Source organism: Mesorhizobium sp. M0862 (assembly GCF_040319795.1).
In the GTDB taxonomy this organism is placed as follows: domain Bacteria; phylum Pseudomonadota; class Alphaproteobacteria; order Rhizobiales; family Rhizobiaceae; genus Mesorhizobium.
In genome coordinates this window covers 19,091-31,417 of record NZ_JAMYOJ010000028.1, presented here as the reverse complement: position 1 = coordinate 31,417, position 12,327 = coordinate 19,091, and the positions used below count along the sequence as shown (strand labels likewise).

The following is a 12,327-nucleotide window of genomic DNA, read 5'->3' as shown; positions in this document are numbered from 1 at the left end:
CGCACCTTCAATGCGCCTCGTCCCAGTTGTTCGCTGCGCGGGCATCGACATGCAGCGGCACCGACATCGAGATGGCCGGCATCGGCGCGTTCTCCATCACCCTGCGCACCACGGGGATCGTCGCCTCGACTTCCGCTTCAACCGTCTCGAAGATCAATTCGTCATGCACCTGCAAGAGCATGCGGGCGGACAGGCCGGCCTTTTCCAGCGCCTCGTCCATATGCACCATGGCGCGGCGGATGATATCGGCAGCGGTGCCTTGCAGCCTGGCGTTGATCGAGGCGCGCTCGTTGAAGGCACGGATCGACGGGTTTGACGACCGGATCTCAGGATAGTGGATGCGGCGGCCGAAGATGGTTTCGACGAAGCCATGCTCGCGGGCATAGGCTTTTGTTGCCTCGATATAGTCGCGGATGCCGGGGAAACGCTCGAAGTATTTCTTGATGTAGGCGCCGGCCTCCTCGCGCGGGATCGACAGCTGGTTGGCCAGCCCAAAGGCCGAGATGCCGTAGATGATGCCGAAATTGATCGCCTTGGCGCGGCGGCGCACTTCGGACGGCATGCCTTCGACCGGCACGTTGAACATTTCCGAGGCGGTGATGGCGTGGATGTCGGCGCCATCGGCGAAGGCTTGCTTCAACTGCGGGATTTCGGCGACGTGGGCAAGCACGCGCAATTCGATCTGGCTGTAGTCGGCCGAGACCAGTTTCTGGCCCTTGTCGGCGATGAAGGCGGTCCTGATCTTGCGTCCCTCCGCGGTGCGCACCGGGATGTTCTGCAGATTGGGGTCGGAGGAAGACAGCCGGCCCGTGGTCGTCGCGGCCAGCGCATAGGAGGTGTGGACGCGCCTGGTGTCGGGATGGATGAAGCCCGGCAGCGCGTCGGTATAGGTCGATTTCAGCTTGGTCAGCTGGCGCCAGTCGACGATCTTGCGCGGCAGTTCGTGGCCTTCGGCGGCGAGGTCTTCCAGAAGCTGCGCGGAAGTCGACCATTGCCCGGTCTTGGTCTTGGAGCCGCCGGGCAGGCCCATGCGGCCGAACAGGATGTCGCCCAGCTGCTTTGGCGACCCGATGTTGATGCGCTCGCCGACAAGGCCGTAGATTTCCTCTTCCAGGCGTGCGGCGCCTTGCGCCAGCTCGCCGGAGAGCCGCGACAGGATCTGGCGGTCGACCGAGATGCCGCGCTGCTCCATCCGCGCCAGCACCGGCACCAGCGGCCGCTCCAGCCGCTCATAGACCGAGACCAGGCCCTTGGCGGCCAGCCGCGGCTTCAGCACCTGCCATAGCCGCAGCGCTACGTCGGCATGGCCGGCGGCGTAGGCGGTCGCCCGGTCGATGTCGACCTGGTCGAACCCGACCGAGCTTCTGCCGGAGCCCGCGAGATCCTTGAGCGGCGTCGTGGCATGGCCGAGCCATTTGTCGGCAAGCGAGGACAAAGTGTGGTGGCCGGTGCCGGCATCGAGCACATAGGAGATCAGCATAGTATCGTCGAAGGGCGCGATATCGATGCCGTGGCGGCTCATGACGACGATGTCGTATTTGGCGTCCTGGGCGATCTTGAGCACCGATTTGTCTTCCAGCAGCGGCTTCAGCAGCGCCAGCGCCTCGCGGACCGGAATCTGGTTCTCCAGCGTGCCGCCGCCGAGCAGGTCGCCGGCGCCGCTCTTGTGGGCGAGCGGCACATAGGCGGCGCGGCCGGGGCCGATCGCCAGAGAGAAACCGATGAGGTCGGCCAGCATCGGATCGGAAGACGTGGTTTCGGTGTCGAAGGCGACGGTTCCGGTCTCCTTGGCCTGGGCCAGCCAGGCCTTGAGCGTCGGCGTGTCGCGGATGGCGACATAGGCGGCGGGATCGATTTTGGCCGCGGTGGCCGTTTCCAGGCGAAGTGCGGCAAGCAGCGAAGGGGCGTCGCCGGCCTTGGCGGTTTCGGTTTTGGCTTCATCCTGTGTTGCCGCAGGCGCCGGTGTGCCGGAGCCGACATCGGGGCCATGCGCATTGTCGGCGCGCTCGACGGTGACGGCGACAGCCTGCACATCGCCTGCTTCGGTGCTGGTCGCTTCAGCAACGCGCCGGGTCAGCGAGGTGAATTCCATGGTCTTGAGAAAGCCGATCAGCTTCGGCCCATCCGGCGCATGCAGCACGAAATCGTCGAGCCCGTCGGTCACCGGCACGTCGTTCTTCAGCGTCACCAACTGGCGCGATATGCGCGCCTTGTCGGCATTGGCGATGATCGATTCACGCCTTTTTTCCTGCTTGATCTCGCTGGCCCTTGCGAGCAACCCGTCAAGGTCCCCGAACTGTTCCAGCAATTGCGCCGCCGTCTTCGGCCCGATGCCGGGTACGCCCGGCACATTGTCGACGGAGTCGCCGGTCAGCGCCTGCAGGTCGATCATCTTTTCCGGCGGCACGCCCCATTTCTCGATGACTTCGGGGATGCCGATCTGGCGGTCCTTCATCGGGTCGTACATGCCGACCGTGGGTCCGACCAGCTGCATCAGATCCTTGTCGGAGGAGATGATAGTGGTGTCGCCGCCGGCCTCGCACGCCAGCCTGGCATAAGTGGCGATGAGGTCGTCGGCCTCGTAGCCTTCGATCTCGATGCAAGGCAGGTTGAAGGCCACGGTTGCCTGGCGGATCAGACCGAATTGCGGGATCAGGTCTTCGGGCGGCGCGTTGCGGTTTGCCTTGTATTCCGGGTAGAGATCGTTGCGGAAGGTTTTCGACGAATAATCGAAAATGACCGCTAAATGCGTCGGCACAATGCCTACATCGGTGTTGCGGGCGTCCTGCATCAGCTTCCACAACATGTTGCAGAAGCCGGAGACCGCGCCGACCGGTAGCCCATCGGATTTGCGGGTTAGCGGCGGCAGCGCATGATAGGCGCGAAAGATGTAACCGGAGCCGTCGATAAGGAAGAGATGATCGCCTTTTTTCATGCCGGCAGGGATAGCGCGGCGGGACGGCGCGGTCCATGGCAAAGGCGGGCTTCCAACAGGTGTTGCGGCGACATGCTGACAGAGCCTGCCTGCCGATAGGCCCTGCTGCTGTTTGCCTCGGCGCTCACGGCGATGTTACAAAAGTGTAATTTTTGTGCCCTTGAAACGCCACGATCCGAGACACAAATAAAGGTCATCGGCAGTTTTCGCCGAGTCCGGAGCAAGGCCCGTCCCCCGCCTATCCCGGACAATTGCGGCAGCCTATCCCCCCTCTCCGGGCTGCCGCATCGTTTCGAGTAAAGACCGCCGTGGTTCCCCTCCACCACGGCGGTTCTTTTTTGCCTTCTGAAAAGTGGTTACGGTGCGTGGTCTAACGATCGCGGGCTTTTCGTTTTGATGCGCTGCCTTTACGGTTCGGCCACCGAAAAGAAAGGCCCGCAAGACATGTCCTCAATTACCCCCGTCCTCGACCGTCTCGATAAAAATCTCGACCAGAGCCTGGAGCGCCTGTTCGGCCTGCTCCGCATCAAGTCGATCTCCACCGATTCCGACTATGCCGCCGACTGCCGCAAGGCCGCGGAGTGGCTGGTGTCGGAGCTCAAGCTGATCGGCTTCGACGCTTCCGTGCGCGACACGCCGGGACACCCGATGGTGGTTGCGCAGCATGAAGGCCCGGCCGGCTCGCCGCATGTGCTGTTTTACGGCCATTACGACGTGCAGCCGGTCGACCCGATCGAGCTTTGGGAGAACGACCCGTTCGCACCGGCGGTCAAGGAGATCGAGCCCGGTCACAAGGTAATCACCGGCCGTGGCTCGGCCGACGACAAGGGGCAGCTGATGACTTTCGTCGAGGCCTGCCGCGCCTGGAAGCAGGTGCATGGCAATCTGCCTTGCCGCATCACCATCCTGTTCGAGGGCGAGGAGGAGTCCGGTTCGCCGTCGCTGAAGCCGTTCCTCGAGGCCAATGCCGATGAGCTGAAGGCCGATTTCGCGCTGGTCTGCGATACGGGCATGTGGGACCGCGAAACGCCGTCGATCTGCGTTTCGCTGCGCGGAATGGTCGGCGAGGAGGTCACGGTCAAGGCCGCCGATCGCGACCTGCATTCGGGCCTCTATGGCGGCGCCGCCGCCAACCCGATCCGCATCCTGGCGAAAATCCTGGCCGACATCCATGACGAGAACGGCCACATCGCCATTCCCGGTTTCTATGACGGGGTCGAGGAGACGCCGTCGCAGATCCTGAAGTCATGGGAGACGCTGGGCGAGACCGCAGAAAGCTTCCTCGGGCCGATCGGCCTGTCGATCCCGTCGGGCGAGAGGGGCCGCTCGGTGCTGGAACTGACCTGGGCGCGGCCGACGGCCGAGTTCAACGGCATCATCGGCGGCTATACTGGCAAGGGGTTCAAGACGGTGATCGCCGCGGAAGCGTCGTCGAAAATCTCCTTCCGCCTCGTCCACAAGCAGGACCCCGAGAAGGTCCGCGCCGCCTTCCGAAAATTCGTCGAGGCGCGCATTCCCGCCGACTGCTCGGTGGAATTCCACCCGCATGGCGGCGGGCCGGCAATTCAGCTTTCCTACGACTCGCCATTCCTGGCCAAGGCCAAGACTGCGCTGTCGGATGAATGGCCGAAGCCAGCGGTGACAACGGGCAGCGGCGGCTCGATACCGGTGGTCGGCGACTTCCAGACCTATCTCGGCATGGAATCGCTGCTGGTCGGGTTCGGCCTCGACGACGACCGCATCCACTCGCCCAACGAGAAATACGAGCTGACCTCCTTCCACAAGGGCCAGCGCTCCTGGGCGCGCATTCTCGATGCGCTGACGCGCTGAGGAGGCTGGGAAGTTTTCTTGTTGATTTTTCAGCGGATCGCGGCGAGGACGAGTTACGCCGCGATCCGGAGACAACTATGCCCGACATCCGCTTCCACAAGAACGATCTGCCCGACCTCGCCCACTACAATGTCGACGCGGTGGCCATCGATACCGAGACGCTGGGGTTGAACCCGCACCGCGACCGGCTGTGCGTGGTGCAGATCTCGCCCGGCGATGGCTCGGCCGACGTGATCCAGATCGCGCCCGGCCAGAAGAAAGCGCCGAACCTCGTCAGCCTGCTGCGCAACCGCGGCATATCGAAACTGTTCCACTACGGCCGTTTCGACCTCGCCGTGCTCTACAACGCCTTCGGCGTCATGCCGGAGCCGGTGTTCTGCACCAAGATCGCCTCGCGGCTGACCCGCACCTATACCGACCGGCACGGCTTGAAGGACATCTGCTTCGAGCTGCTTGGCGTCGGCCTGTCGAAGGCGCAGCAGTCGTCGGACTGGGCGGCCGAGACCCTGTCGCCCGAACAGCTCGAATATGCCGCTTCCGACGTTCTCTATCTGCACCGTCTGCGCGAGGTGCTGGCTGGACGCCTGGCGCGGGACGGGCGCACCAAGGAAGCCGACGCCTGCTTCTGCTTCCTGCCGACGCGTGCCAAGCTCGATTTGATGGGTTGGGACGAAGAGGATATTTTTGCCCACAGCTGATGGCCTTCGGATAACGCTTCCGGCAGCCTTGCAACCAGATACGCGTCGTGGCGTTCTGTCGACTCAATGAGGGGGATGACGTGGCAGACCGCAAACCGATAGCGACCGCCCCGACGGATGGATCCAAGGTCACTGTCCTGTGGAAGGACGGCGCCGGCGTCGTCAGCGAATCCGTCGGGCAATATCGCGACGGCGCCTGGTGGGTCTACACCGACAGCGATACCCAGAAAAAGGTCGACCCGACCAGCTGGCGGCCAGTCTCCAGCGACGATGACGACGATCAATGAGCGCCGCTGGCGGGTGCAACTGCTTTCGCATAGCCTGAACTCGTTGATATCGAGGTCGATTCGGGGCCTTCCGCCCCGCAGCCGCCTCTCTTCCTGGAGGAACGCGTCATGGGCATCGAAAGCCTTCTCATCTTCATCATCATCGGCGCCATTGCCGGCTGGCTCGCCGGCCTCATCGTCTCGGGCTTCGGCTTCGGCCTGATCGGCAACATCCTCGTCGGCATTATCGGCGCCCTCATCGCTGGCTGGCTATTTCCAAGGCTCGGCTTCGCTATCGGAGGTGGCATTCTGGCTGCCATCATCAACGCAACGATCGGCGCCGTCATCCTGCTGGTGCTGGTCAAGGTTCTGAAGCGAGCGTGACGCTCGAAGTTTTTACTGAACGCAATTCCTCAGCGGAAAGCCTGCGCTTTCCTGGAATTGCTCCAAAAGGAGCGCGCCGTGAAACAGAACACTCTCTATCTCCTTGTCGGCGCGCTCGTTGTCGTGGTCATCGCGCTCGGTGCATATCTCTATCACGAACAGACCAAGCCCAAGGGCGTCGAACTGAAGATCGACGACAAGGGCATTTCGATCCAGCAGAATTGATGATGTCGGCCTGCAGACGGCGCTGATTTGTCGCCCAAGCATTTTACGGCGATTTAGGAGTTGCCTTGTGCAGATATTTGCACATCAAGATTGATTTCCGACCCACTATGTGCAAATATTTGCACATAGTTTGAGCCGAGAAATGAACGAAACCAACACCGCCAAAGTCAAGGGCCGGCTCGAGAGGGAGGGCTGGAAGAACGTCGGCGGCACGAAGCATGACAAGTACAAAAAGGACGGAATGCCGACGATCATGGTTCCTCGCCACAGGACTCTGACGCCGTTGGTAGCTCGGTCTATCGCCCAGGCGGCAGGTTGGGCCTAACGGCTTACAAAATCGGAATAAGGAAAGTTCTTAGATATGTCTCGCTATGTCGCACTCGTGGATGCTGCCGACGGCTTGGTCGGCGTCTCATTTCCCGATGCTCCTGGCTGCGTCGCGCAGTCGGAAAGCCGGGACGAGGCTATAAAAGACGCTATGGCCGCGTTGGCCGAATGGGTGGCTGAAGAAATCGCGGACGGCCGTAAAATCCCCACTCCTCGCAAAGTCGAGGCGCTTTTAGAAGATGCTGAGGTTCGAGCAGCGCTCGCCGCTGGCGCTATATTGATGTCCGTGCCCTTGATCCGAGATGCTGGCCGTCCGGCCCGGGCCAATATCTCGTTGGATGCCGGTTTGCTCGCCGAGGCTGACGAAACAGCCAATCGGTTGGGGGTCACCCGATCGGCCTTTGTCGCCGCCGCGTTGCGAGACAAGATCCGTCAAACTGTTTGAACAGTGATCTCGGGCACCCGCAAAAGTACCGCGTTGCCGACGCCTGTTAGCCAGCGGCAGCGGATTTTAGAAAATTCTTACGGAATCTGAAAAGGGTACATAAACCCTGCTTTAACGCGCCCTTAAACCGCCGCATCTACCCTCCAACCCGAGCGCCATTGACACCGGGAAGACAGCGCAACGCATGGCGAACCGCAGAGACAGTCGCATCGAACCCAGCTTCGAGGGATCGCCAAAGGCGAAATCCGCGGCCGGTTTTTCGGTGAACGAGGAGGATCGGGTCGTGCCGGCCAATCGCAAATCATCTTCGGCGCGCAAAACCTCCAAGGCAAAATCATCGTCACGCGGCAAGCGAGGCAAAGCCCGGCGCGGCCTTTTCGGCGTAATGGCCCGGATGTTCTACTGGTGCTTCGTGCTCTGCATCTGGGGCGGCATCGCGGTGGCCGGCATCGTCGCCTATTACGGCGCCAAGATGCCGGCGGCCACCACCTGGTCGATCCCCGACCGTGCGCCGAACATCAAGATCATCTCGGTCGACGGCCAGCTGCTGGCCAACAGGGGCATGAGCGGTGGCGAGGCGGTCGGCCTGCACGAAATGTCGCCCTACATTCCCGAAGCCGTCATCGCCATCGAGGACCGGCGCTTCTATTCGCATTTCGGCATCGACCCGATCGGTCTGTCGCGCGCCATGGTGACCAATGTTCTGGGCCGGCGTTTCTCGCACGGCGGCTCGACGCTGACCCAGCAGCTGGCCAAGAACCTGTTCCTGAAGCCCGACCGCACGCTGGAGCGCAAGGTGCAGGAAGTGCTGCTGGCGCTGTGGCTGGAGCACAAGCATACCAAGGACCAGATCCTCGAAATGTACCTCAACCGGGTCTATTTCGGCTCCGGCGCCTACGGCGTCGAGGCGGCTTCGCGCCGCTATTTCGGCAAGAGCGCGCGCGATGTCACGCTGTCGGAGGCAGCCCTTCTCGCCGGCCTCTTGAAGGCGCCGTCGCGACTGTCGCCGGCGCGGGATCCGAAGGCGGCGGAGGAGCGTTCGCAGCTGGTGCTGGCCGCCATGCGCGACGAAGGCAAGATCAGCGCCAAGGAACTGGCCTCGGCGATGAGCGCGCCGGCAACGCGCGCGCCATCCTACTGGACCGGTTCCGAAAACTACGTCGCCGACACCATCATGGAAGAGCTGCCCGATTTGATCGGCGACGTGCGCAGCGACATCGTCGTCGACACCACCGTCGACCTCAACCTGCAGAAGCTCGCCGAAGAGTCGATCCGCCGGCTGATCGACGAGAGCGGCAAGAAGCTCAATGTCAGCCAAGGCGCGCTGGTGTCGATCGACAATTCCGGCGCCGTGCGCGCCATGGTCGGCGGCTACGACTATTCGACTAGCCAGTTCGACCGCGCCTCCGAAGCACGCCGTCAACCGGGCTCGGCGTTCAAGCCGTTCGTCTATATGGCCGCGCTGGAAGCTGGTCGCACGCCCGACAGCGTGCGCAACGACGCACCGATCAAGATCGGCAAGTGGACACCGGACAATTACGGCGGCAAGTATTTCGGCAAGGTGACGTTGGCGACCGCTTTGGCGAAGTCGCTGAATTCCGTCGCGGCACAGCTAACCATGGAGGTCGGCCCCGACGCGGTGGTCGAGGCGGCGCACCGCATGGGCATCCAATCCGATCTGATCGCCAACACCTCGATCGCGCTCGGCACTTCGGAAGTGACGCCGCTGGAGCTGACATCGGCCTATGTGCCGTTCGCCAATGGTGGCTACAAGCCCGACATCCATTTCATCCGCCGCATCACCACGACCGAAGGCAAGGTGCTCTATGACGACAATGGCGGCAGCGCGCCGCGCGTCGTCAAGCAGAACATTGTCGGCATGATGAACTCGATGATGACCGGCACGGTCGAGATCGGCACGGCGAAGAAGGCGGCCTTCGCCTGGCCGTCTGCTGGCAAGACCGGAACCAGCCAGAATTCGCGCGACGCCTGGTTCGTCGGTTACACCGCAAACCTCACCACCGGCGTGTGGTTCGGCAACGATGACGGCACGCCGATGAAGAAGGTGACCGGTGGCGCGCTGCCGGCACAGGCCTGGCACGAGTTCATGGTGGCCGCGCATGAAGGTGTGCCGGTCCGGCCGCTGCCCGGCACCTGGAAGTCGACGCCGCCCGACACCATCGTGCCCGACGATATTCCGTCAGTCGATAACAATCAGGCGGCGCCGTTGCCTGCCGTGGCCGTCAGCCGTTCTGAGCCTGCTGCCGCGCCGGCACCTGCTGCTGTACCCGCACAAGCACCGGTCCGCCGTCCGGCCGAAACGGTCGATGCCGACGGTTTCGACATGCCGGGCGACGGCGGCACCACGGCCTCCATCAAGCACCCGGTACCGCCGGGCAGCGTCGGCGGCCCGACCAAGAAGCGGAAAACCTCAATCCTGGATATTCTCGGCGGCGGCTGAGCGGCTCGTCATTCTAGCTTCGAACCAAATGCGAGTTGGCAATCCGTTCCTCATATGAGAGCTGCGGTGACAATTCGGCCTCTCGCCACCTTCGCGGCATTCGGCTACATCTCCGGCCGGAGTGACAGACATGGCTGAGACCGACACCAGAAAAACCATCGTGCTGACCGGAGCCAGCCGCGGCATCGGCCATGCCACGGTCAAGCGCTTTTCGCGTGAGGGCTGGCGGGTCATCACCTGTTCGCGCCAGGCTTTTGCCGAGGATTGCCCGTGGCCGGCCGGCCCAGAGGACCACATCAAGGTCGATCTCGCCGACCAGGAAGATGTCGGCATCGCCGTCTCGGAGATACGTCACCGGCTGGAAGCGCATGGCGGGCAATTGCACGCGCTGGTCAACAATGCCGGCATTTCGCCGAAGCTCAAGGACGGCAACAGCCGCATGGATTCGATCGACACGCCGATGCATGTCTGGCGCGATGTGTTCCAGGTGAATTTCTTCGCGCCGATCATGCTCGCGCGTGGTCTCTTCAAGGAGCTTGCGGCAGCAAAAGGTTCGATCGTCAACGTCACCTCGATCGCCGGCACGCGCGTGCATCCTTTCGCCGGCACCGCCTATGCGACCTCGAAGGCGGCGCTCGGTTCGCTGACGCGCGAGATGGCGCATGATTTCGGCCCGCACGGTATCCGCGTCAATGCGATTGCGCCGGGCGAGATCGACACCGCGATCCTGTCGCCGGGCACCGACAAGATCGTCGAGACGATCCCACTCAGGCGCCTTGGCGCCACCTCGGAAGTCGCCGACATCATCTTCTTCCTGTGCTCGCAGCAGGCGTCCTATGTGACGGGCTCGGAAATCCACATCAATGGCGGCCAGCACGTCTGAGCACTGAAAGACTGCTCATTCGGCGATGGTGAGAACAGCCTTGCCGCTGAAGCTGCGCTGGCGCAGGGCGTCCAGGGCCTGGGTGATGTCTGTCCACGGCACGGTCATGGACACACGGGTTTCCAGCCGGCCAGCCGCGACCAGAGCGAGCAGCGAGGCGATGTCCGCGCCAATGGCTGGACCGGATGTGTAGTAGGCGAAAGTCTGAAGCCTCGCTCCCTCATGGCCCGGAACGAACTGTCTGAAGCCAACCGGCGTGAGTTCGCCGCTGCTCGAACCGAACATGACGATGGTGCCGCCGGGGGCGACGCGTTCGATGGCATGGGCGAGGCTTTGGCCGCCGACCGACTCGGTGATCAGAGAGAATGGCCCTTCGGCCAGTTCGATCGACTCGACGACTTCGTGAGCACCAAGACCGCGGAGATCCTCGGCGTGCCGGGCGGCGGCGATTGCAGTCACCGCGGCGCCTTGCTCGCGGGCGATCTGGATCTGGAAACGGCCGACCGCGCCGCTGGCGCCGGTGATCAACACCTGCTGTCCCGCGAGGTCGCCGCCATGGCGCAAGACCCTGAGAGCCGTCGTGCCCGCCACGGGAAGCGTGGCGGCGGAAACGAAGCTGACCTCATCCGGGATGACGGCGAAGCGGTCGGTCGGAACGGCGACCCGTTGCGCCCAGCCGGCCTCGTCGACCAAAGCCACAACCCGGGCGCCGACGGCAGGCCCGGAGCCATCGGCTGCCGCCCGTTCGACAATCCCTGCGATGTCCTGGCCGGGTATCCAGCCTTTTGGGCGTATGGTGAGCAGGCGCAGTTCGCCGCGGTTCAACGAGGTTGCGTGGACGCAGACAAGCGCTTCGTTGGGGAGGGGCCGAGGGTCCTCGACCTCGGCGAGCGTCAGTCTGGTGGGGTCGTCGGGAGACATGACGAGCGCGCGCATGGGAAGCCCTCCTGCCGGTTTGTGAAATGCCAGCCACGAACCAGAGCCTATCGACTTCCCGGATCAAAGAATTTAGCTATCATGCCGAATAGTCGCTAAAAGCCATCAATCATGAGACAGCCGCTCCGCTACCCCCGGGTCAATTTCGATGTCGATGATGTGCAGGCACCTGCGATTGCCGTGCGCGTCGACGTTACCGAAACCAAAGCGGAAGTGGCTGCCCATTGGCATCGGAAGGGCCAGCTCGTCTTCGCGCTCGGCGGTGGCGTCACCTGCCGCGTCCAAAGCGGTCTGTGGATGGTGCCGCCGCATTGCGGGGTGTGGATTCCCGGTGGCATGGGACACAGCAATATCGCCACCGCCAATGCGCGGATTTTCTTCGTCTATATCGAGCCGGGAGCCGCCGATCTGCCGGACCGCTGCTGCACGCTGTCGATCTCGCCATTGTTGCGCGAACTGATCATCGAGCTGGCCGATCGCGTGGAGGAGGATGAGGCGAGGGACGTGCTGCTGACCACGATCCTGCTCTCCGAACTGCCGCGCATGCCGGTCCAGCAGCTGCATCTGCCGATCTCCGCCGAGCCGCGCTTGCGGCGGATCGCCGATGCGTTGGCGCAAGACCCTGCCGACCGCAGCACGCTTGCAGAGTGGGCCAGTCGCGTCGCGCTCTCAGAAAGCAGTCTCGCCCGTCTTGTGGTGAAGCAGACCGGACTGAGCTTCGGCCGCTGGCGCCAGCAATTGCATCTGATCGTCGCCATAAGGGAGCTGGCCTCGGGTGCCAGCGTGCAGCAGGTTTCAGGCGATCTTGGCTATGGCTCCGTCACCGCCTTCATCACCATGTTCAAGAAGGCGCTTGGCAAGCCGCCGGCAAAGTATCTCGCCAGCGTCGCGCACAATGGCGGCTCCGCCTTCGTTGGATGATCGATGCGCCTGTGGC

At 63.1% G+C, this 12,327-nt stretch carries 12 protein-coding genes; 10 read left to right on the top strand and 2 right to left on the bottom strand.

The window, feature by feature from the left end; all coding sequences use genetic code 11:
• Positions 1-7: 7 nt before the first annotated feature.
• Entirely contained in the window at positions 8-2,935 is a 2,928-nt protein-coding gene (gene polA / locus NKI15_RS28450; protein WP_023704222.1) for a DNA polymerase I, read from the bottom strand.
• A 444-nt stretch (positions 2,936-3,379) separates the two neighbouring features.
• Here polA and NKI15_RS28445 point away from each other — a divergent pair, with 444 nt between their 5' ends.
• The 9 genes from NKI15_RS28445 to NKI15_RS28405 all read left to right on the top strand — a co-directional run bounded on the left by NKI15_RS28445 (position 3,380) and on the right by NKI15_RS28405 (position 10,454).
• The gene (locus tag NKI15_RS28445; RefSeq protein WP_023704221.1) at positions 3,380-4,765 is read left to right on the top strand and encodes a M20/M25/M40 family metallo-hydrolase; all 1,386 of its coding nucleotides are present in this window, start codon (positions 3,380-3,382) and stop codon (positions 4,763-4,765) included.
• 77 nt (positions 4,766-4,842) lie between these two features.
• Positions 4,843-5,463, top strand: a complete 621-nt coding sequence (locus NKI15_RS28440) for a ribonuclease D (protein ID WP_031245290.1) — start codon at positions 4,843-4,845, stop codon at positions 5,461-5,463.
• Positions 5,464-5,543: 80 nt separating this feature from the next.
• The gene (locus tag NKI15_RS28435; protein WP_023683046.1) at positions 5,544-5,750 is read left to right on the top strand and encodes a hypothetical protein; all 207 of its coding nucleotides are present in this window, start codon (positions 5,544-5,546) and stop codon (positions 5,748-5,750) included.
• A 108-nt stretch (positions 5,751-5,858) separates the two neighbouring features.
• Complete coding sequence (locus NKI15_RS28430) at positions 5,859-6,113, top strand: GlsB/YeaQ/YmgE family stress response membrane protein (RefSeq protein ID WP_023750083.1); 255 nt, start codon at positions 5,859-5,861, stop codon at positions 6,111-6,113.
• Between the two features lie 78 nt (positions 6,114-6,191).
• The gene (locus tag NKI15_RS28425; RefSeq protein ID WP_023750084.1) at positions 6,192-6,338 is read left to right on the top strand and encodes a hypothetical protein; all 147 of its coding nucleotides are present in this window, start codon (positions 6,192-6,194) and stop codon (positions 6,336-6,338) included.
• A 142-nt stretch (positions 6,339-6,480) separates the two neighbouring features.
• Positions 6,481-6,663, top strand: a complete 183-nt coding sequence (locus NKI15_RS28420) for a hypothetical protein (protein ID WP_023733598.1) — start codon at positions 6,481-6,483, stop codon at positions 6,661-6,663.
• A 36-nt stretch (positions 6,664-6,699) separates the two neighbouring features.
• The gene (locus tag NKI15_RS28415; RefSeq protein ID WP_023750085.1) at positions 6,700-7,110 is read left to right on the top strand and encodes a type II toxin-antitoxin system HicB family antitoxin; all 411 of its coding nucleotides are present in this window, start codon (positions 6,700-6,702) and stop codon (positions 7,108-7,110) included.
• Positions 7,111-7,294: 184 nt separating this feature from the next.
• Positions 7,295-9,571, top strand: coding sequence for a transglycosylase domain-containing protein (locus NKI15_RS28410; protein ID WP_352887657.1), 2,277 nt, complete (start codon positions 7,295-7,297; stop codon positions 9,569-9,571).
• Between the two features lie 130 nt (positions 9,572-9,701).
• Positions 9,702-10,454, top strand: a complete 753-nt coding sequence (locus NKI15_RS28405) for an SDR family NAD(P)-dependent oxidoreductase (RefSeq protein WP_023669777.1) — start codon at positions 9,702-9,704, stop codon at positions 10,452-10,454.
• A gap of 15 nt (positions 10,455-10,469) precedes the next feature.
• Here NKI15_RS28405 and NKI15_RS28400 read toward each other — a convergent pair whose 3' ends face one another.
• Positions 10,470-11,390: a zinc-binding dehydrogenase gene (locus tag NKI15_RS28400; protein ID WP_352514969.1), complete on the bottom strand. Its 921-nt coding sequence runs from the start codon at positions 11,388-11,390 to the stop codon at positions 10,470-10,472.
• 111 nt (positions 11,391-11,501) lie between these two features.
• On the opposite strand from NKI15_RS28400, the gene NKI15_RS28395 reads away from it, so the two are divergent.
• Positions 11,502-12,311, top strand: a complete 810-nt coding sequence (locus NKI15_RS28395) for an AraC family transcriptional regulator (RefSeq protein WP_352514970.1) — start codon at positions 11,502-11,504, stop codon at positions 12,309-12,311.
• Positions 12,312-12,327: the final 16 nt, after the last annotated feature.

What these genes read in the sequence shown, in the direction of transcription:
- polA (WP_023704222.1), bottom strand. Translation starts at nt 2,935, where the DNA reads ATGAAAAAAGGCGATCATCTCTTCCTTATCGACGGCTCCGGTTACATC.
- NKI15_RS28445 (WP_023704221.1), top strand. Translation starts at nt 3,380, where the DNA reads ATGTCCTCAATTACCCCCGTCCTCGACCGTCTCGATAAAAATCTCGAC.
- NKI15_RS28440 (WP_031245290.1), top strand. Translation starts at nt 4,843, where the DNA reads ATGCCCGACATCCGCTTCCACAAGAACGATCTGCCCGACCTCGCCCAC.
- NKI15_RS28430 (WP_023750083.1), top strand. Translation starts at nt 5,859, where the DNA reads ATGGGCATCGAAAGCCTTCTCATCTTCATCATCATCGGCGCCATTGCC.
- NKI15_RS28420 (WP_023733598.1), top strand. Translation starts at nt 6,481, where the DNA reads ATGAACGAAACCAACACCGCCAAAGTCAAGGGCCGGCTCGAGAGGGAG.
- NKI15_RS28415 (WP_023750085.1), top strand. Translation starts at nt 6,700, where the DNA reads ATGTCTCGCTATGTCGCACTCGTGGATGCTGCCGACGGCTTGGTCGGC.
- NKI15_RS28410 (WP_352887657.1), top strand. Translation starts at nt 7,295, where the DNA reads ATGGCGAACCGCAGAGACAGTCGCATCGAACCCAGCTTCGAGGGATCG.
- NKI15_RS28405 (WP_023669777.1), top strand. Translation starts at nt 9,702, where the DNA reads ATGGCTGAGACCGACACCAGAAAAACCATCGTGCTGACCGGAGCCAGC.
- NKI15_RS28400 (WP_352514969.1), bottom strand. Translation starts at nt 11,390, where the DNA reads ATGCGCGCGCTCGTCATGTCTCCCGACGACCCCACCAGACTGACGCTC.
- NKI15_RS28395 (WP_352514970.1), top strand. Translation starts at nt 11,502, where the DNA reads ATGAGACAGCCGCTCCGCTACCCCCGGGTCAATTTCGATGTCGATGAT.